Annotated in this window: 13 protein-coding genes and 1 pseudogene; 10 read left to right on the top strand and 4 right to left on the bottom strand. The window is 72.7% G+C overall.

What is annotated here, in order from left to right:
* Positions 1 to 31: 31 nt before the first annotated feature.
* Complete coding sequence (locus tag OIE51_RS08720) at positions 32 to 1993, bottom strand: sensor histidine kinase (RefSeq protein ID WP_326600562.1); 1962 nt, start codon at positions 1991 to 1993, stop codon at positions 32 to 34.
* A gap of 221 nt (positions 1994 to 2214) precedes the next feature.
* Here OIE51_RS08720 and OIE51_RS08725 point away from each other — a divergent pair, with 221 nt between their 5' ends.
* From OIE51_RS08725 to OIE51_RS08740, 4 genes are all read left to right on the top strand, one after another.
* Positions 2215 to 3192, top strand: coding sequence for an AurF N-oxygenase family protein (locus OIE51_RS08725; RefSeq protein ID WP_326596697.1), 978 nt, complete (start codon positions 2215 to 2217; stop codon positions 3190 to 3192).
* 38 nt (positions 3193 to 3230) lie between these two features.
* Entirely contained in the window at positions 3231 to 4010 is a 780-nt protein-coding gene (locus tag OIE51_RS08730; RefSeq protein ID WP_326596699.1) for a helix-turn-helix domain-containing protein, read from the top strand.
* On the top strand, positions 4007 to 4261 hold the full coding sequence (locus tag OIE51_RS08735; RefSeq protein ID WP_326596701.1) for a hypothetical protein: 255 nt from the start codon (positions 4007 to 4009) through the stop codon (positions 4259 to 4261). The genes OIE51_RS08730 and OIE51_RS08735 overlap by 4 nt, the downstream gene beginning before the upstream one ends.
* A 68-nt stretch (positions 4262 to 4329) precedes the next feature.
* Positions 4330 to 5343, top strand: a complete 1014-nt coding sequence (locus tag OIE51_RS08740; protein WP_326600564.1) for an NlpC/P60 family protein — start codon at positions 4330 to 4332, stop codon at positions 5341 to 5343.
* Positions 5344 to 5366: 23 nt separating this feature from the next.
* Here the strand turns inward: OIE51_RS08740 and OIE51_RS08745 are convergent, their stop codons facing one another.
* The gene (locus tag OIE51_RS08745; protein ID WP_326596702.1) at positions 5367 to 5852 is read right to left on the bottom strand and encodes a roadblock/LC7 domain-containing protein; all 486 of its coding nucleotides are present in this window, start codon (positions 5850 to 5852) and stop codon (positions 5367 to 5369) included.
* Positions 5849 to 8134: a sensor histidine kinase gene (locus OIE51_RS08750; RefSeq protein ID WP_326596703.1), complete on the bottom strand. Its 2286-nt coding sequence runs from the start codon at positions 8132 to 8134 to the stop codon at positions 5849 to 5851. The genes OIE51_RS08745 and OIE51_RS08750 overlap by 4 nt, the downstream gene beginning before the upstream one ends.
* A gap of 378 nt (positions 8135 to 8512) precedes the next feature.
* Here OIE51_RS08750 and OIE51_RS08755 point away from each other — a divergent pair, with 378 nt between their 5' ends.
* The 6 genes and pseudogenes from OIE51_RS08755 (at position 8513) to OIE51_RS08780 (ending at position 17359) form a co-directional block, all read left to right on the top strand.
* Positions 8513 to 9310, top strand: coding sequence for a protein phosphatase 2C domain-containing protein (locus tag OIE51_RS08755; protein ID WP_326596705.1), 798 nt, complete (start codon positions 8513 to 8515; stop codon positions 9308 to 9310).
* A 246-nt stretch (positions 9311 to 9556) separates the two neighbouring features.
* Positions 9557 to 10411, top strand: coding sequence for a lysozyme (locus OIE51_RS08760; protein WP_442811885.1), 855 nt, complete (start codon positions 9557 to 9559; stop codon positions 10409 to 10411).
* Positions 10412 to 10460: 49 nt separating this feature from the next.
* Positions 10461 to 11191, top strand: a pseudogene (locus tag OIE51_RS08765) (spermidine synthase).
* 142 nt (positions 11192 to 11333) lie between these two features.
* Positions 11334 to 12173 (top strand): response regulator transcription factor, encoded by an 840-nt coding sequence (locus tag OIE51_RS08770; RefSeq protein WP_326596707.1) that lies wholly within the window; start codon positions 11334 to 11336, stop codon positions 12171 to 12173.
* 49 nt (positions 12174 to 12222) lie between these two features.
* Positions 12223 to 13275: a HAMP domain-containing sensor histidine kinase gene (locus OIE51_RS08775; RefSeq protein ID WP_326596709.1), complete on the top strand. Its 1053-nt coding sequence runs from the start codon at positions 12223 to 12225 to the stop codon at positions 13273 to 13275.
* Between the two features lie 310 nt (positions 13276 to 13585).
* Positions 13586 to 17359 carry a multifunctional oxoglutarate decarboxylase/oxoglutarate dehydrogenase thiamine pyrophosphate-binding subunit/dihydrolipoyllysine-residue succinyltransferase subunit gene (locus OIE51_RS08780; protein WP_326596710.1) on the top strand — a complete coding sequence of 1258 codons (3774 nt, stop codon included), beginning with the start codon at positions 13586 to 13588 and terminating at the stop codon, positions 17357 to 17359.
* Positions 17360 to 17503: 144 nt separating this feature from the next.
* Here the strand turns inward: OIE51_RS08780 and fxsT are convergent, their stop codons facing one another.
* The gene (gene fxsT, locus OIE51_RS08785; RefSeq protein WP_326596711.1) at positions 17504 to 20524 is read right to left on the bottom strand and encodes an FxSxx-COOH system tetratricopeptide repeat protein; all 3021 of its coding nucleotides are present in this window, start codon (positions 20522 to 20524) and stop codon (positions 17504 to 17506) included.
* Between the last annotated feature and the right edge of the window lie 43 nt (positions 20525 to 20567).

Here is a 20567-nt window from a genome sequence, read left to right on the forward strand (position 1 = left end):
GGGACCCGGCGCGTCAGGCGTGTCAGGCGCGTCAGGCGGGGACCGTGCTGGTGTGGGGCTCCTGCGCCACCCCCGGGTGCAACAGCCGGGGCGGGAGCGCCACATACGCCGAGACGCCCGCGCCGCGCGCCGTCGTGGTGGTCGGGGCGCTCTGCGTGTGACGTAGTTCCACCTGGACGCCGAGGCGGGCGGCGATCCTGCCGACGACGTAGTGACCGAGGAAGCGGGTGGGCGCCACGAGGAAGTTCTCCTGGCCCGCCAGGCGGGCGTTGGCCCGCGCCAGTTCCTCCTCCGTCATGCCGTTGCCCCGGTCCACCACGGCCAGGCAGTATTCGGCGCCGTCCCACCAGCCGTACACCTCGACGGGCCGGGCGGGCGGCGAGGCGGTCAGCGCGTTCTCGATCAACTCGGCGAGCAGGTGCGACAGTTCGTATACGACCCAGCCGTGGACCTGGCATGCTTCCGACTCGACCAGCGACACGCGCCGGTAGTCCTCCACCTCGGAGACCGCCGACCGCACCACCTCCGCGACCTCCGCCGTGCCGGTCCACACCCGGGGCGGCAGCGGCTGGCCGGTGAGGATCAGCAGCGAGTCCGCGTTGCGGCGCATGCGCGTGGCGAGGTGGTCCAGCTCGAACAGCTCGCCCAGCGCGTCCGGGTCCAGCTCCTTGCTCTCCAGCGCGGTGATCAGGCGCAGTTGGCGCCGGACCAGGCGCTGGTTGCGGTGGCCGAGGTTGGCCAGCGACTCGGTGCCGTTGCGGCGCAGCACGGTCTGCTCGGCGGCGAGGCCGACGGCGGTGCGTTCGACGTCGTACAACGCGGCTGCCAGGCGGGTGACTTCCTCCGCTCCCCGGCCCAGGCTCGGGTCGAGCCCGGGGGGTTCGAGGCGTTCGGCGTCCTCCGGCTCGGCCTCCTGGATGGCGCGGACGGTCTCGGGGAGCCGGTGACCCGCGACGTTCTCGGCCTGCCGGGTGAGTTCGTCCAGCGGGCGGGTGATCGCGCGGGCGGCGAGCACGGCGAGCGCGATGGCGACGGCGAGGATCAGCGCGCCGAGGGCCACGAAGCCGACCAGCTCGCGAGTGGCCGCCGCGCGCAACTCCTGGGTGCGATCCGCGACATCGGTGCCGATGCGCTGCTGCGTCTCGTGCAGGCGGTCGGTGAGCGCGGTGGAGGCGGTCCACCACGCGTCGGCGTCGGCGTCGAGCGGCGAGCCGTCGGCGCCCGCCTCGGCGTCCTCTTCGAGGGTCTCGACGAGCCCGGCCTCCTCGGTGGCGAACACGGCGGCCAGCGCCGCCCGTTGATCGTCGGTCGCGAGCTGGCCGTAGTAGCGCAGCGCGGACTCGCGATCGGCGCGGGCGGCGGCGAACTCCAGGTACTGACCTTCCGCGAAGCGGCCGGCGACGAACACACCGTTCATCAGGCCACGTTCGCGGGCCAGCGCCTCGGTGGCGCCGGAGAGCGCCTGGAGCGCGCCCATGCCGTCGCTCAGCCGCTGGTCGCCATGGCCCGCGTACTCCGCGAGCTGCGCGTCGTTGAGATCGGCGATGACGTCGGAGAAGAACATCAGGCCGTCCGCCCGGTCGATGCTGTCGTCGTCCACCTCGGCCCGCACCTCGGGCAGCCGGTCGAGGCCGGCCAGCGCGTCCTCGTACGCCGTCACGTCGCCCTCGGCCACGCGCCGGACCAGCTCGCCGTGGATGGCGTCCACCCGCCGCCGGGTGTCGGCCAGTTCGGGGCGGTAGCGGCCGGCCCCGACGAGGAGACCGCTGGTCAGTCCGTGCTCGCGCTGCAGCTCGCGGACGAGGCTCTGCACATCGAGCGCGAGGGTGACCCGGTCCCCGCTCCGGCGTGCCGTGGACCAGTCCGCCGCCCGGTCGGCGACCCCGGCCCCGGCCAGCACGAGGAGGAGGCAGGTGGGCACGGCGAGCACGATGGCCACCCGGCCCCGGATGGTGCTCCAGCTCGGCGGCCGGACCGTCCGTCGTCGCGTCATAGTCACCCAGCACACCGAAAGCCGGTTACCGCAGGGCCGGGAACCCATGTCGCGGAAATGAACGGGCGGCATGAACATGGAGGTGAACGGCAGCACGCGCCTCGGTGTACGAAAGCCGTTCAGAAACGGACGGAAGAGGCCGGAGGGCCGGGCGAACACCCGCGTGAACCGGGCGCGTCCAAGGGATTGACTCACCTGTTGACGCGCAGTCTCATACGACTATGACACGCTCAGCCTCCGCGGGTCTGATCGCCTATGTGGACCCGGCCATCGACACCGACCCCGACGTCGAAACGCTCCAGGACGCCCTCGGCGCGCTCAAGGACCGCGAACGGGTGGCGGAACGGCTGCTGGCCTCCTCGGCCAAGCACTCCTTCGACCCCGACCGGGAGCTGGACTGGGACTCCCCCTGGCACGAGGGCATGTGGTTCTGGCCCCCGGAGCTGGTGTCCCTCTACGACACCCCGCTCTGGTACGAGATGTCGCACGAGCGGCGCGTCGAGCTCTCCCGGCACGAGACGGCCGCCCTCGCCTCGCTCGGCATCTGGTTCGAGATCATCCTCATGCAGCTCCTGGTCCGGCACATCTACGACAAGCCCCAGACCAGCGCCCATGTCCGGTACGCGCTCACCGAGATCGCCGACGAGTGCCGGCACTCCATGATGTTCGCGCGGGCGATCACCAAGGGCGGCACGCCCTCCTATCCGCCGAACCGGATCCACCACAACCTGGCCCGCGTCTTCAAGGCCATCTCCACCACCCCGGGTTCGTTCACCGCGACCCTCCTCGGCGAGGAGGTGCTCGACTGGATGCAGCGCCTGACCTTCCCGGACGAGCGCGTGCAGCCGCTGATCCGCGGCGTGACCCGGATCCACGTGGTCGAGGAGGCGCGGCACGTGCGGTACGCCCGCGAGGAGCTGCGCCGCCAGATGCGGACCGCGCCGCGCTGGCAGCGCGAGCTGACCCGCCTGTCGTGCGGCGAGTTCGCCCGCGTCTTCTCCGTCGCCTTCGTGAACCCCGAGGTGTACACGAACATCGGCCTGGACCGGGCCGAGGCCGTCGCCCAGGTCAAGGCGAGCGAGCACCGCCGCCAGGTGATGCGGCGGGGCGCCGAGCGCCTGACCGACTTTCTGGAGGAGATCGGGGTCATGAACGGCGTCAGCCGGCGCCTGTGGCGGAGCGCCGGCCTGCTGGCCTGACGGCGCGCGGCCCGGCCGGGGCCGCTACCCTTCACGACATGAGCAGTCGCCCCGCACTACCCGGTCCTGCGTACCGCAGGCTGAGCGTGGAGAAACGCCGAGGACAGCTCATCGCCACCGCACTGCGCCTGTTCGCCCACAACGCGCCCGAGGACGTCTCGCTCGACGACGTCGCCCGCGCGGCGGGCGTCTCCCGGCCGCTGGTCTACCGGTACTTCCCGGGCGGCAAGCAGCAGCTCTACGAGGCCGCGCTGCACAGCGCGGCCACCGACCTGGAGCTGTGCTTCGCCATGCCCGCCGCGGGGCCGCTCAGCGACCGCCTCGCCCGGGGCCTGGACCGCTATCTGGCCTTCGTCGTGGAGCACGACGAGGGATTCGCCGCCCTCCTCAAGGGCGGCAGCGTGGTGGAGACGTCCAGCACGACGGCGATCGTGGACGGCGTGCGCCGGGTGGCGGCCCAGCAGGTGTTCACGCACCTCCAGGCCCCGTCGCCGGGCCCCCGGTTGGCGATGGCCGTGCGCACCTGGATCACGGCGGTGGAGGCCGCCTCGCTGATCTGGCTGGACGAGGACCGGGAACGGCCCGTGGAGGATCTGCGGGACTGGCTGGTCGACCAGTTGCTGCTCCAGCTCGCGTCCACGGCCGCGCGTGACGAGGAGACCGCCCGGGCCGTGCTGGTGGCCGCCGCCACCGAGGAGCCCGGCGGCCGGATCGACACCCTGATCCTGCGGATGCGCGGCGTCTTCGAGATCTTCGGCTCCGCCGCGTCACTGGGCTCGCTCGACGAGCTGGACTCGCTGGAGTCCTCCGAGTCGTGAGAAGCGAGGAGACGCCGTTCGTGGGCGGTCCGCTGGACGGCCGGGTGCTGCCGGTGCTCGTCGGCCCGACCGGGAAGCCGCCCCGCACGTACGAGGTGCCGGTGCCGGGCGCGGACGGCGCGCCGGAGACGGTGTACGTATACCGGCTGGAGGCCGCCGAGCAGACCCGGCTGCTGCGCCTGCCGCGCGGCTGGCGCTACGTGTACGCGCCGGACGCCGAGCCGCGCCACGCCCACCGTCGGCGGAGCTGACCACCCGTTCGCACTCCTCCGGCGCGCGCCCTGACGCGGGCTGTGGTGGGGTGCGTTGCGTGCCGTTGATGATCAAGACCCTGGCCGGCGCCCTGACCGCCCTGGCGCTCACCGCACTGACCGCGCCGCCCGCCGGCGCCGAACCTCGCGACCCCGAGGCGCTGCTGACGGAGCTGCGGACCCTCTACCGGCAGACGGGCGCGGCGACCGAGGCGTTCAACGAGACCGACGAACGGCTGCGCGCCCAGCGCGCCGAGGTCGAGCGACTGACCGAGCGCCTCGCCGACACCCGCACCGACCTGGCCGCCGCCCGCCGCCTCGCGGGCCGGCTCGCCGCCGGACAGTACCGTCAGGGCGCCTTGACGCTGCCCCCGGCGCTGCGCCTGCTGCTCGGCGAGGATCCGGGCCAGGCGATGCACGACGGGACGGTCGCGGTCCGCACGGCGGCGGCCAAGACCGCCGAGATCGACCGGCTGGTGGCGAACGAGGAACGGGCCGACGAGCTGACCACCGCCGCCCGGGAGGCGCTGGACACCGAGGAGACCCTGGCCGAGGAACGGCGGAGCCGACGCGACGAGATCCACCGGCGCCTGGACGAGGTGACCGCGCTGCTGGCCGGCCTGACCCCCGAGGAGACGGCCGAGCTGGCGGCCCGGGAGCTGGCCGCGACGGACGAGGCGCAGCGCGAGCTGCTGGCCTCCGGCACCCTGGACGACGACGACCGGCCGCCCTCGCCCGCCGGTCAGCGGGCCCTGACCTGGGCGCTGGCCCAGCTCGGCAAGCCGTACGCCTGGGGCGCGGAAGGCCCCGCCGCGTTCGACTGCTCCGGCCTCACCTCCCAGGCGTGGGCGCACGCGGGCGTCACCATCCCGCGCACGAGCCAGCGCCAGTGGAACGAGCTCCCGCGCGTGCCCCTGTCCGAGCTCCGCCCCGGCGACCTGGTGATCTACCGCGAGGACGCCGGCCACGTGGCGCTGTACGCGGGCGACGCCCAGGTGGTCCACGCCCCGCGCCCCGGCACCGAGGTGACGCTCGCGCCGCTGGCGAGCGACCCCGTGCGGGGCGCGGTCCGCCCCGGCTGACCCCGCGCGGCGCCGGCCGGGCGCTACCGCGCGGTCGGGCGGGGAGTGGCCTGGCGGAGCTCCGCGCGGAGCTCCGGGGTCAGCAGATGGCCGGCGCGGCCCACGAACAGGGCCATGTGGTACGTCACCACGCCCATGTCCGCCATCGGCTCGGTGTAGGCGCCGAGCAGGGAGCCGTCGCTGATCGACATCACCAGCAGATTGCCGGTGTCCATCGCGACCAGCGTCTGGCGGACCGGGCCGCCCTCCATCAGGGTGGCGGCGCCCGCCGTGAGGCTGCCGAGGCCGGAGACGATCGTCGCCAGGTCGGCCGCCGCGCCCAGCGGGCCCACCGCGGAGCGCTTGGGCGCGCCGGCCGGCTCGGAGGAGAGCAGCGGCAGTCCGTCGGCCGAGACGACGGCGACCGACAGGACGCCGGGCACCTCCTCGACCAGGCGGGTCAGCAGCCAGCGCAGGTCGTCCCCGGCATTGCTGTGCGTGCCGGGCGCCATACGGATTTGTGCGGTCATGACGGCAGCTCCTCTCCGGCCTCGCCGGGGTATGGGCCCGCCGCCCTCGCGGCGTCCCGGTGTCCTTCCCTGGCGCCGCGCTGAAAGCCGCCGAGGCGGCGGCGCAGCTCCTCGGCGTCGACGGCCCGCGCCCGGCCCGTGGTGGGCTGCGGCGAGGGCCCGACGCCGGTCGCCAACGGGTTGCGCAACGGCAGCCCGCTCTCGGTGACGGCGTTGGTTCTGGAGATGGTGTCGGTCGCCCTGCCGTGCTCCGGCACGGTCTCCGCCGCCCGCGCCGCGGGCGGGGGCGGGGGCTGCGGACGGGCCTGCGCCGGGATCGGTGGCCGGGCCCGCGCCGGCCGCGCGGGCTCGGACGGATAGGGCTCCGACGGATAGGGCTCCGACAGCGGCTCGACCAGGGCGCCGGGCACGATCACGTGCGCGACCGTACCGCCGCCCGGCCGGGTGTCGAGCCAGCAGCGCAGGCGGTGGCGGGCGGCCAGCCTGGCCACGGTGTACAGGCCCATGCCGATGCCCACGCCGGGCGCGTCGCTCCCGGCGCCGGGCGGCGGGGTGACGGGGTCGGCGAGCCGGGCGTTGAGCTCGGCCAGCCGCTCCGGCGACAGTCCCACCCCGTCGTCCTCGACGGTGAAGATCAGCTCGCCCTCGCCCCAGCGGCCGGTCAGCCGCACCCGGGCGCCGGCCGGGGAGAACGCCGTGGCGTTGTCCAGCAGTTCGGCCAGCAGGTGGCTGACGTCGCGGGCGGCGCCGCCGACGATGCGGGCGGCCGGGGGCGGCGGGGCGGTCTCCACCAGCTCGTAGCGTTCTATCTCGCTCACGGCGGCGCGCGCCACGTCGATCAGCGACAGCGGCTCGCCGAGCTGCGGCGCGGGCTCCGCGCCGGCCAGCAGCATCAGGTTCTCGCCGTGCCGGCGCATCCGGGCCGCGAGGTGGTCGACCGTGAACAGCACGGCGAGCCGATCCGGATCCGCCTCGTGCTCCTCCAGCCCCTCGATGACCGACAGCTGCTCCCCGACCAGGAGCAGCAGCCGCCGCGCGTGGTGGGCGAACATGCCGTGCACCGCGCCGTGCAGGGCCGCGAGGCGCGCGTTGAGCTCGTTGTGCTCGGCCAGCAGCCGGTCGCGCTCGGCGCGCAGCCCGCCGCTGTCGCGGGCCGCCGCGTCGGCGTCCCTGGCGGCGGTGGCGGCCTGCTGCTGGAGGGTCACGACGCGGGCCCGCAGCGCGTTGACCGAGTGCACGACCTCGGCGAACTCGTCGTTGCGGCCGGTGAACCGGACCGGCTCCTGGCCGGTGGGGTCGGCGGCGACGCGGCGGCTGCCGAGCCGGACGGCGGCCAGCGGCTGGGTGAGGGAGCGCGCGGTGTGCACGCTGACGGAGAACGCGAGCACCAGCGCGGCGAGCACGATGCCCGCCGTGATCTGGAGCCGCGTCATGTCGTCGTCGGCGAGCTGCTGGAGGCTCGCGGTCCGCTCCTCGGCCAGCGAGAGCAGCGTGTCGCGCTGGAAGCCGGTGCGGGTGGACAGGGCGTCGCCCACGGCGGCCGGGTCGAGATCCCGCTCCTCGGCGGACAACGTGGCGGCGTCGGCGAGCCCGGTCAGGAGGGTGGCCGCCGCCCGCACCTCGTCGCCGGCGACGGTCCGTTCGTAGTCCTCCCGGGCGACGCCGTCGGCCGTGGCACGGAAGTCGGTGAGCGCGGCGCTCTCGCGGGCGGCCTCCCGCTGGGCGAGCGCGACGGTGGCGGACTGCCCGTCCCCGCCTGCCAGCGCGGCCAGCAGCAGCCCGCGCACGGCCGAGGAGGCGTCCACGGCGCGGGCGAGGTCGGGCAGGGCGTCGGCGGTGGGGTCGGCGGCCCGCTCGGGCGTGCCGCGGCTGACGCCGCGCAGGACGCCGTCCAGGGCCGCGATGACGTCGCTGTAGATCTCGAACGTCTCGGCCGGGTCGCTCCGCCCGGACAGCGCCGCGTCCCTGACCGCCGGCACGGCGTCCAGGGAGGCGCGCACGGCGGCGCCGACATCGGTGCCGAGCGCGGCGGACTGGCTGTCGACGCGGGTCCGGGCGTCGTCGGGGAGGGCGGCCTCCACCGCGCCGGGGTCGGCGGCGCCGAGAGCGGCGACGACGGCTTCCCGCTCGTCGGCCAGGAGGTGGGAGAGGGCGACGGTCCGCCCGGCCAGCTCGGCGTCGCCGACGAGGGCGCGGGATTCCCGCAGGTCGCGCACGCCCGCGAAGACGGCGGGCGCGCCGGCGATGGCCACGGCGGTGCCGGTCAGCAGCAGCCCCACCATCAGCCGGTTCCGGACCCGGACACGCCGTCTGCGCGCCGCACGGGCGCGGGAAGCTGACGGGGCGGAGGGGGACGGATCGGCGTCGGCGGGGTCATGCTCTGTCGTCTTCCGCACCTGTGCTCGCATTCTCGTCACGTGGGCACCGACCTTGCCAGCGCCGACAGGGCAGGTAGCCGTCTCCCCGAAGCGGCCACCCGAAGGAGTGAACAACAGAGGGGAGTTGAGGGACAAGCGAAAGACAGAACATGACCCTCCGGAGTCACGCGTCCGACTGGAATTCCGCGTCCCCTCCTGGGAAGATCCGCTTCCGCCCGGCCGCCCGGCGGGCGTTACCCCGGCATTCACTGACAAAAGTCAGCCTACGGCAGACTGGTCACCATGCGCGTCCATTCCGCCACCGAACCCGGCACACCGGGCCTACCGAACGAGGATTTCGCGGCGACCGCCGTTCCCGCGGCGGGAGTCGGGGGCGCGCTGGTTCTGCTCGACGGAGTGACCGCACCGGCGGGTGACTTCGGATGCCACCACGGGGTGGCATGGTTCGCGGCCCGGCTGGGCGGGGCGCTGCTGGAGTCGACCACCTCCCTGCGGCATGTGCCGTTGGCCGCATGCCTCGCCGGGGCCATCTCCCGCACGGCGGAGGGGCATCGTACGACCTGTGACCTTTCTCACCCGCGTACGCCGCAGGCCACGGTGGTCTGCGCGCGCTGGGATGACGACACCGTGGAATACCTGGTGCTTTCCGACTCCGCGCTGCTGATCGAGGGCCGGGACGGGGTGGTGCGGCCGGTGTTGGACACCCGGCTGGACGATCTCCGCCCGGCCGCGCGGCGGTTGCCGCGTGAGCGGCGGGCCGGCTTCCTGGAGGGCCTGCGGAACGCGGAGGGCGGCTTCTTCACCGCGGCGGCCGATCCGGCGGTCGCGGCACGGGCGTTGACCGGGTCGATGCCGCGCGCGGGGGCGCGGTCGCTGGCGGCGGTGACGGACGGGCTCGGGCGCTGGGTGGAGACGTTCCGGCTCGGCGGCTGGCCGGAGCTGTTCGCGGTGCTGGCGGGCGAGGGTCCCGCGGCGGCGATCGCGCGGGTGCGGGCGGCCGAGGCGGCCGATCCGGCCGGGGTGGCGTTCCCCCGGGGCAAGGCCGGGGACGACGCGACGGCGATCATGGTGGAGTTGTAGGCGACGGCTCCGCACCTCTCACCGAACCTTTCATCGGTGAACGTCGCACCGCCCTCACCCCCGTACGCACAAGTGTTCGGCCTCGCCACCGGGGTTAGACCAACGGCGACGCAGGGGCCCCCTTCCGTGCCACCAGCCGCTCGCATTACCTTCACGAATGGCATGGTCACATCATGCTAGGCCCACCCCACAGCAACCTGCTGGTTCTCGTCCCCCCACACCGCCTCCGAAAGGCAGTACCTGCCCATGCACGGATCCGGGAAGACCAGATCGCGCGCCGGCGAGACCCGCCGGCGCCGCCGCGTTCCGCTCCTCATCGGCATGATCTGCGCCGCCCTCGCGCTGATCGTCACCACCCCCCACGTCGCCGCCGCCGGGCACGACCCGCGCGTCGGCTCCGCCTCCATGGGCTCCACCGTCCTGGAGCACGAGGGCGGCAACCGCGTCTACCGCCACCCGACCGTCACCCCGCTCGCCACCGTCGAGGGTGTGGACGTCTCCGGCCACCAGGGGAACGTCGCCTGGTCGACCCTCTGGAACAGCGGTGTCCGCTTCGCCTACGTCAAGGCCACCGAGGGCACCACGTACAAGAACCCGTACTTCGCCCAGCAGTACAACGGGTCCTACAACGTCGGCATGATCCGCGGCGCCTACCACTTCGCGCTGCCCAACGTCTCCTCCGGCGCCACCCAGGCCGGCTTCTTCGCGAGCAACGGCGGCGGCTGGTCCCGCGACGGCAAGACCCTGCCCGGTGTGCTCGACATCGAGTACAACCCGTACGGCGCCACCTGTTACGGCCTGAGCCAGTCCGCGATGGTGAGCTGGATCCGCGACTTCGTCAACACCTACTACGCGCGCACCGGACGCTGGGCGGTCATCTACACGACCACCAACTGGTGGACGACCTGCACCGGCAACTACGGCGGCTTCGCGGCCAACAACCCGCTGTGGATCGCCCGCTACGCCTCCTCGCCCGGCACGCTCCCGGCCGGCTGGGGCTACTACACGTTCTGGCAGTACACCTCCACCGGACCCACCGTCGGCGACCACGACCTCTTCAACGGCGCCTACGACCGTCTCCAGGCCCTCGCAGGCGGCTGAGCCCGGCACCGGTCCACGCTCCCCGGGGCCATGCGCCAGGAAAGGGCGCATGGCCCCGACCGCGCGTCCCGGCGCCGCCCCCCGGGGCACCCAGGACGACGACGCGCACCCCGTCGTCCTCGACCGCGGGGTGGGCCCGTTCGGCGAGGCGGTCCCGCGCCACCACGGTGGCCTGCTCCAGATCATCGTCAACGGCTGTCTCCTGATGGACACTTCCGACGGCCGCTCCGAACGCCTGCTGGTCACGGCCGCGTTGGACGCGCTGGCGGACCGGCCCGCGCCGAGCCTGCTGATCGGCCGCCTCGGCGTCGGCTTCTCCCTCGCCCAGGCCGCCGCCGACCCCCGCTGGGGCCGGGTCATCGTCGTCGAACGCGAGCCCGCCGTCGTCGCGGGCACCGCGCCGGACCGCTGTCCGTCGTCACCGCGGACGCGCCGGCGGACCCGCGCACCGAGTTGATCACCACGGATCTCCTCGCCCATCTGCACACGACCGACACCATGTACGACGTTCTCTGCCTCGACAACGGCAACGAACCGGGCTGGACTGTCACCGAGGACAGCGACAGCCTCTACTCCCCCACCGGCCTCGCCCGTTGCCGTTCACGGCTCAACTCCGGTGGTGTGCTGGCGATCTGGTCTGCCGCCCCCTCCACCGACTTCGCGCAAAATCTCCGCGATGCCGGATTCACGGATATTCGCACCGAAGAAGTGCCAGTAGTCCGAGGTGTTCCCGACGTGCTGTTTCTCGCCACGCACGATCTCGCCAGCCAGTCCGCGTAGCCGTCACGCAAGTTCGCCATCTACGCTCTTGGCAGTGCTCATCAGCACATCTGAAGCACATTTCATTGCCAGAAAGAGCTGAACTGGCACAGGACGATCCCGGGGGCGGGATATGACGCAGACAGACATCAGGACATCACCGATGGACCGGAACCATCAGGAGAAGACACTGTCACCCAACGGCCAGGCCGAGCACGGCGCCCCGGACCGGGCCAGCATCCACAGCACCACCGCGACCACGCCCGGCGCCCAGCGACGGGTCCTCGTGGTCGAGGACGACCCCACCATCGTGGAAGCCATCGCCGCCCGGCTGCGGGCCGAGGGCTTCCTGGTCCAGACCGCGGCCGACGGCCCGGCCGCCGTCGAGACGGCCGCCGCCTGGCACCCCGACCTGCTCATCCTCGACGTCATGCTGCCGGGCTTCGACGGCCTGGAGGTCTGCCGCCGGGTCCAGGCCCAACGCCCGGTACCCGTATTGATGCTGACGGCCCGTGATGACGAGACGGACATGCTCGTCGGACTGGGTGTCGGCGCCGACGACTACATGACCAAGCCGTTCTCCATGCGCGAGCTGGTCGCCAGGTCGCACGTGCTCCTCAGACGAATCGAGCGGGCCGCCGTCGCCGCCACGACGCCGCGTCCCGGCAGTGTCCGCCTCGGCGATCTGGAGATCGACCGGACCCAGCGCCGGGTCCGCGCGGCCGGCAAGGACATCCACCTCACGCCGACCGAGTTCGACCTCCTCATGTGCCTGGCCCGGTCGCCGCGCGCGGTGCTCACCCGCGAGCAGCTCCTGGCCGAGGTGTGGGACTGGGCGGACGCCTCGGGCACCAGGACCGTGGACAGCCATGTGAAGGCTTTGCGGAGGAAGATCGGTGCGGAGCGCATCAGGACTGTCCACGGAGTCGGATACGCCCTGGAAACTCCCCCCGGCTTCGCCGGCGAACCCGCCGTACGGGGCCAGGCCGTCAACGAGGTCTGAACACGTGCCCGAGTCGGCTCGGCATTCCCTCTGGCGGCGGGTATGGCCCATGATGTGGCGCGTGCTGCGCCCGTTCGATCCATTCCGCTCGGTGAAGGCCGCCCTCGGCTGGCTGGTGATCGTCTCGGTGGTGATCACCACCCTGCTGATCCTGGTCGCCTACCGCTCCGACATCGAGCTCCAGGTGATCGCCATCATCGCGATCATCGCCTGCCTGCTGGTCACCCAGTTCGTCGCGCACAGTCTGGCGGCGCCCCTGGTGGAGATGACCTCTGCCGCCAGGGCGATGGCCCGTGGCAACTACAGCCGCCGGGTCCGCGTCTCACGCCGCGACGAGCTGGGCGACCTCGCCCTGGCGTTCAACCGCATGGCCGCCGACCTCCAGTCGGTGGACCGGCAGCGGAAGGAGCTGGTCGCCAACGTCTCCCACGAGCTGCGCACCCCCATCGCCGGGCTGCGCGCCGTGCTGGAGAACGTGGTGGACGGCGTCTCCGAGGCCGATCCGCAGACCATGGCGACCGCGCTGCGGCAGACCGAGCGCCTCGGCCGCCTGGTCGAGCAGCTCCTGGACCTCTCCCGGCTGGAGAACGGCGTCGGCGTGCCGCTCCAGCCACGCGGCTTCGAGGTGGAGCCGTACCTGTCCGCGGTGCTCAACGACGCCACCGTGGCGCTGCGCCGCGGCCACGCCAGGACCGACGTCAAGTTCCGCCTCGACGTCACCCCCGGACATCTGATCGCCCACGCCGATCCCGAGCGGCTGGACCAGGTGGTCACCAACCTGGTCGACAACGCGGTCAAGCACAGCCCGCGCAACGGCCAGGTCACCGTCGTGGCCCGCGCGGGCCACGGGCCGGGCGGGCTGGTGCTGGAAGTGCTGGACGAGGGGCCCGGTATCCCGCAGGCCCAGCGCGAGCTGGTCTTCGAGCGCTTCGGGCGCGGGACCATCGACGGCGTCACTCCGCGTGACGGCGGCACGGGTCTCGGCCTCGCGATCGCCCGCTGGGCGGTCGATCTGCACGGCGGAACGATCGGTGTGGCCGAATCGCGGCGTGGCTGCCGCATCCGCCTCACCCTTCCGGGTAACGCGCTGGCAAACAATTGACCTCTGGCCGTCCCCGGCCTCCCGGGGCCCGGTGCGCCGCCGTGGCGGTGCCGGGCCGCCCCCAGGGCTGCCCACCGCCGTCCCCCCAGCTCGGAGCGGACCGCGGGCCGTCACGTTCGGTGCGGACCGATTGTGTAGCGCCATTGAGCCGAACTTGGTGCCGTTCCCGCACTATCCGGGACCGAAACGCATCCGCGAATGTGGCGTAGGACACGTCTGGCAGCTGAGGACTGCGCCGGACCGCCCCGGGGGCGTAGCCTTGATTTCCGCTATCAATGACCTTGCGAAGCGGAAGAGGGCGGTTGCCGCCGTGTCGCCACAGTCCCCGAACACATCGAGCGTCGAGACCGACCAAAGCGCAGAGAAGAACAACCCTGCCGCTGGTTTCGGTGCCAACGAATGGCTCGTCGACGAGATCTACCAGCAGTACCTCCAGGATCCGAACTCCGTGGACCGGGCTTGGTGGGACTTCTTCGCCGACTACAAGCCGGGCGGCGATGAGACCGCCGCCCCCGGGACGAACGGCGCGAGCGCCGTTCAGACCCCGCCGGCCGAGGCCCCGCCGCCGGCCCCGGCACCCGCCCAGCCCGCGGCGGCGCAGCCCGCCGCGGCGAACGGCGCGGCGCCCGCCGCTCCCGCGAAGCCCGCGGCCCCGGCCAAGCAGGCCGCCGCCGCTCCCGCGAAGCCCGCCCCGGCGCCCGCCGGGCCCGCCGCGGCGAAGCCCGCTCCGGCGGACACCGAGGGGCCCGAGTTCGTGACGCTGCGCGGCCCGGCCGCCGCCGTCGCGAAGAACATGAACGCCTCCCGCGACCTCCCGACGGCCACCTCGGTCCGCGCGGTCCCGGTGAAGCTGCTGTTCGACAACCGCATCGTCATCAACAACCACCTGAAGCGCGCCCGTGGCGGCAAGGTGTCCTTCACGCACCTCATCGGCTACGCGATGGTGCGGGCGCTGAAGGCGATGCCGGCGATGAACCACTCGTTCGCCGAGCGGGACGGCAAGCCCACCCTGGTCAAGCCGGCCCACGTGAACCTGGGCCTGGCCATCGACCTGGTCAAGGAGAACGGCGACCGCCAGCTCGTCGTGGCCGGCATCAAGAAGGCCGAGACGCTGACCTTCTTCGAGTTCTGGCAGGCGTACGAGGACATCGTCCGCCGCGCCCGCGTCGGCAAGCTGACGATGGACGACTTCTCCGGCGTCACCGCCTCCCTCACCAACCCCGGCGGCCTGGGCACCGTTCACTCGGTGCCCCGCCTGATGCCCGGCCAGAGCATGATCCTGGGCGTGGGCTCCATGGACTACCCGGCCGAGTTCCAGGGCACCTCGCAGGACGCGCTGAACCGTCTGGGCGTCTCCAAGATCATGACGCTGACGAGCACCTACGACCACCGGGTGGTCCAGGGCGCGGCCTCCGGCGAGTTCCTGCGGCTGATGAGCCAGCTGCTCCTCGGCGAGCAGGACTTCTACGACAAGATCTTCGAGGCGCTGCGCATCCCCTACGAGCCGGTGCGCTGGGCGCGGGACATCGACGTCAACCACGACGACGAGGTCACCAAGGCGGCCCGGGTCTTCGAGCTGATCCACTCCTACCGGGTGCGCGGCCACCTCATGGCCGACACCGACCCGCTGGAGTACAAGCAGCGCAAGCACCCCGACCTGGACATCAAGGAGCACGGGCTCACCCTGTGGGACCTGGAGCGTGAGTTCGCGGTCGGCGGCTTCGCCGGCAAGTCGATGCTCAAGCTGCGCGACATCCTCGGCGTCCTGCGCGACTCGTACTGCCGGACCACCGGCATCGAGTACATGCACATCCAGGATCCCAAGGAACGCAAGTGGATCCAGGACCGTGTGGAGCGCCCGCACACCCCGCCGGAGCGCGAGGAGCAGCTGCGCATCCTGCGCCGGCTGAACGCCTCCGAGGCGTTCGAGACGTTTCTCCAGACGAAGTACGTCGGGCAGAAGCGGTTCTCGCTGGAGGGCGGCGAGACCGTCATCCCGCTGCTCGACTCGGTGCTGGACGAGGCGTCCGCCGACAAGCTGGACGAGGTCGTCATCGGCATGGCCCACCGCGGCCGACTGAACGTCCTGGCCAACGTGGTCGGCAAGTCGTACGCGCAGATCTTCCGGGAGTTCGAGGGAAACCTGGACCCCAAGTCGATGCACGGCTCGGGTGACGTGAAGTACCACCTGGGCACCGAGGGCACGTTCACCGGCCAGTCCGGCGAGACGATCAAGGTCTCGCTGGCGGCGAACCCCTCGCACCTGGAGGCCGTCGACCCGATCGTGGAGGGCGTCGCCCGCGCCAAGCAGGACGTCATCGGCCGGGGCGGCAAGGACTTCACGGTCCTGCCGGTCCTGATCCACGGCGACGCGGCGTTCGCCGGCCAGGGTGTGGTCGCCGAGACGCTCAACATGTCGCAGCTGCGCGGCTACCGCACCGGCGGCACGGTCCACATCGTCATCAACAACCAGGTGGGCTACACCGCCACCGCCGCCGCCGCCCGCTCCTCCACGTACTGCACGGACGTGGCCCGGATGATCGAGGCGCCGATCTTCCACGTGAACGGCGACGACCCGGAGGCGGTGTGCCGGGTCGGCCGGCTGGCCTTCGAGTACCGCCAGGCGTTCAACAAGGACGTGGTGATCGACCTCGTCTGCTACCGGCGCCGCGGGCACAACGAGACGGACAACCCCTCGTTCACCCAGCCGCTGATGTACGACCTGATCGACAAGAAGCGCTCGGTGCGCAAGCTCTACACCGAGTCGCTGATCGGCCGCGGCGACATCACGCTGGAGGAGGCGGAGCAGGCGCTCCAGGACTTCCAGGGCCAGCTGGAGAAGGTCTTCAAGGAGGTCCGCGAGGCCACCGTGACCCCGGCTCCCACCGAAGTCAACATGCCGCGGCCGGAGTTCCCGGTCGCCGTGGAGACCGCCGTGAGCACCGAGGTCGTCAAGCGGATCGCGGAGTCCCAGGTCAACATCCCCGAGCGCATCACCGTCCACCCGCGTCTGCTGCCGCAGCTCCAGCGGCGGGCCGCGATGGTCGAGGAGGGGACGATCGACTGGGCCATGGGCGAGCTGCTGGCCATCGGCTCCCTGCTGATGGAGGGCAGCCCGGTCCGCCTGGCGGGCCAGGACACCCGGCGCGGCACGTTCGGCCAGCGGCACGCGGTGCTGATCGACCGGAAGACCGGCGAGGACTACACCCCGCTGCTGTACCTGACGGACGAGCAGGCGCGGTTCAACGTCTACGACTCGTTCCTGAGCGAGTACGCGGCGATGGGCTTCGAGTACGGGTACTCGCTGGCCCGGCCGGAGGCGCTGGTGATGTGGGAGGCGCAGTTCGGCGACTTCGCCAACGGTGCCTCGACCGTCATCGACGAGTTCATCTCCTCGGCCGAGCAGAAGTGGGGCCAGACCTCCGGCGTCACGCTGCTGCTGCCGCACGGCTACGAGGGCCAGGGGCCGGACCACTCCTCGGGCCGGATCGAGCGGTTCCTCCAGCTCTGCGCGCAGAACAACATGACGGTGGCCGCGCCGACCCTCCCGTCGAACTACTTCCACTTGCTGCGCTGGCAGGTGCACAACCCGCACCACAAGCCGCTGGTCGTCTTCACCCCGAAGTCGATGCTGCGGCTGAAGACCGCGGCCTCCAAGGCGGAGGAGTTCACCAAGGGCGGCTTCCGGCCGGTCATCGGGGACACCACCGCCGACCCGGCGGCCGTGCGGAAGGTCGTCTTCAGTGCCGGCAAGGTCTACTACGACCTGGCGGCCGAGCGGGAGAAGCGCGGCGTGAACGACGTCGCCCTGATCCGGCTGGAGCGGCTGTACCCGCTGCCCGTGGACGAGGTGCGCGCCGAGCTGGGCCGGTACGCGAACGTCGAGACGTTCATCTGGGCCCAGGAGGAGCCGGCGAACCAGGGCGCGTGGCCGTTCATCGCGCTCAACCTGCCGGATCACCTGGACCGGGCGAACGAGGTGCGGCGGGTGTCGCGCCCGGCGTCCTCGTCCCCGGCGGTCGGCTCGGCCAAGCGGCACCAGGCCGAGCAGCAGACCCTGGTGAACGAGGTGTTCGACCTGTAGGGGACTGACCCCGAACGGGCGGGTGGCCACCGCCGACGCGCGGTGGCCACCCGCCCGTTCCGTTTCCGGAGCCGCCGGGCGCGGGGCGTCAGAGGTCAGGCGTCAGAGGTCAGGCGGCGGGCGGAAGGCGGAAGGCGGCGGGGCTCAGCCCGCCATGGGCTCGAAGTCCCAGTCGGGACGCACCCGGGAGCGGGCGCTGACGGTCTGGGGGTGCTGCGGGCCCAGCGAGGCGGTCAGCCCGGACAGCGCCGCCGCCTCCACCTCGTCGGCCCGCTCCCGCTGCCGCAGCCCGCGCAGATCGGTCGCCAGCGCCACCTTGGCCGCCAGGGCCAGGGGGTGTTCGGGGCCCAGCACGGCCGCGGCGCGGTGGGCCGTGTCCCGGCTCAGCTCGGCCGCGCCCTCCACGTCGCCGTCCAGGTTCCGCGCGGCGGAGGCGTTGAGCGCGATACCCAGGGTCCAGGGGTGGTCCGGGCCGAGCACCGACGTCATGTCGGCCAGGCTCCCCTTGATGAGGAGATGGGCCTGCTGCCGCTCCCCGACCGCGCGCAGCACCTGGGCCTGGTTGGCGCGGGTGCCGATGGCATACGGGTGGTGCGGCCCGAGCCGCTGCTCGTACCGCTGGGCGGTGAGCTCCCCGACGGCCCGCGCCTGGTCCAGGTCGCCGTGGGCGCGCTGCGTGAAGGCATACGACGCGGCGATGGCCAGCGTGAGCGGCGCGACCTCGCCGAGCACCCGCTCGGCCCGGTCGCGCAGCCCGCCGAGCCGGGCGTGGGCCGCCGCCCGCTCGCCGAGCCGCAGCAGACTCAGCGACAGGTTCCACTCGGCGCTGAGGGTCTGGGGGTGGTCGGGGCCCATCACCACGCGATGCGTCTCCAGGCTCTGTTCCTGGAGGGACAGCGCCTCGGCGTAGCGGCCCAGCAGCCGCAGGTCGAGGGCGTAGGCGTTCTCCGAGGAGAGCGACCAGTTGCTCCGGGGGCGCAGCAGCTCCCGGCGGGCCTGGAGGATGCGGCGGTCGGCCTCCAGCGCCTCCCGGTACCGGCCGAGGAAGCGCAGCGAGGCGGCGACCTGGTGATTGGCGGTCAGCGTGCGCAGGTCACGCTCGCCGACCAGCTCCAGATAGGCGTCGAGCACCCGGCGGCTGACCGCCAGCGCCTCGTCGTAGCGGGCCAGGCCGCGCAGGTCGCCGCCGAGGCCCTCCTCGGCGCGCAGCACGGTGAGGTCCTGCGAGCCGCGCAGCGCGCTGAGGCGCTCGATGACGGCGCGGTCGATCCGCTCGCTCAGCGCATAGTCGCCGGTGGCGCGCACCAGGGTGGCGTTCAGGGAGGCGAGGTCCCACACCAGCGGATGGTCGTCGCCGTAGACGTCGCGCCATGCCTGGTCGGTGCGCTCGGCGAGCTGGATGCCGACGATGAACTCGCCCGCGATGTAGGCGTACCGCAGGCAGTTGAAGATCAGCCGGTGCATGTCGGGGTGCCGGCTGCGCAGCGCTCCGGAGGGGTCGAGGTGTGGCACAATCCGCGCGAAACGGGGCCAGCGGCGGGTATCGGAGAACAGCCGGGGGTCGGCGGAGGTCAGACCCCGGCGGACGGCCCGGGAGAAGAGCTCCTCGTCGTCCTTGCCCATGCCGGCCCGGACGGTCTGGTGGACCATGCGGTGGAGGTGGATGGTGCCGGAGTCGTCCGGGTCGGCCTCGACCTCGGGAACGTCGAAGCGGATCACCGAGTACTGCACGAGCTTGTTGATGGCGGCGTTCCACCGCAGCGGGTCGTTCATCAGGCCGACCAGCGGCTCGGGCAGATCCTCCGCCGGGATGCCCTGGAGCAGGTGGACGGGGATGGCGCCGGGCGCGAAGTAGGCGCACAGGCGCAGCAGGTCGACGGCCTCCGGCACGATCTCGCGCAGCCGGTTGAGCAGGAGGGCGAAGGCCGTGAAGTACGACATGGGGAAGTCGGCGGCGACCCGCAGGCCGACCTCCACATAGCTGCCGCGTTGGAGCAGCTCGACATAGTCCTGCACGGACATGACGGAGTCGGCCAGCCAGCCGGCGGTCTGGTCGAGGGCGAGCGGCAGATCGCCGAGGGCCTCCGCGAGCAGATCGGCGTCCTCGGCGCCGAGCCGGGTGGCGCGGCGGCGGATGAACGCCACCGACTCGTCGCGGCCGTAGAGCGGGACCTCGTGGAGCAGGGTGTTGTGGTCCTCCCAGGTGCGGTTCTGGGAGGTGATGAGCACGTGGCCCGGCCCGCTGGGGATCAGGTCCGCGATGGGGCCGGGGTCATCGGCGCCGTCGAGCACGATCAACCACCGCGAGTACGGCGTGCCGCGACGCAGCGCGTTCCCCACGGCGCGGAGCCGTTCGCCGTACTCGGGGCCGGTGGTCAGGCCAAGGGCCGGGGCCAGCTCGGCCAGCCGCTGGCGCAGCGTGCCGCGCTGGTCGGCCGGCACCCACCACACGACGTCGTACTCGGTGGCGAAGCGGTAGACGAACTCGGCGGCGATCTGCGTCTTGCCGACCCCGGACATGCCCCACAGGGTGACGACGGCGGCGCCGGGCTCGGCCGTCCGCAGCAGGTCGGAGACGCGCTGGAGCGTCGCCTCGCGGCCGGTGAAGCGCGTGTTGCGGCGCGGGACGCCGCTCCAGACCTGGGGCGGCTCGTGCGGGAAGCGGGGCCCGCTCCGGCCGCCGAGGGTCCGGGAGGAGGACGTCTCGCCCTCGGCCGGGGACGGGCCCAGGAGGCCGAGCAGCCGGCGCTCCGCCTCCCGGGCGCCGATGTCCCACAGCTCGGCGGCGCCGCCGAACGCGGCGGCGGCGGTGGGCACCGGGTGCGCGTTCACGGAGACGGCGGCGAAGCGGTGCGCGTTGGGGGCGACGACGGCGCGCAGCGCGGCGTTCCACTCCTCGTCGGTGCGCGGCCCGAGCTTGAAGTACCAGTCGCTGAGCACCACCAGGACGCGGCCCTCGGCCAGCAGCAGGTCGCTCAGGGCCACGTCGAGCGGCACCTCGACCGGTGGGTTCCAGCCCTGGAGGGCGACCTGCCAGCCGTGCCGCTCCAGCCGGTCGGCGATCCAGGTGGCCCAGGCGCGGTTGAACCCGGCGAAGCTGATGGTGATCCGCCGGTGCGTGGTGTCCGGCAGCGGGCTCCGCGCCGAGCTTCCCCCTGGAGCCATCCGTCCGTCTCCCTCGTGCGTGCCGTGGTCTGTGTCGGTGGTC

This window comes from Streptomyces sp. NBC_01803, from assembly GCF_035917415.1.
Lineage (GTDB): Bacteria > Actinomycetota > Actinomycetes > Streptomycetales > Streptomycetaceae > Streptomyces.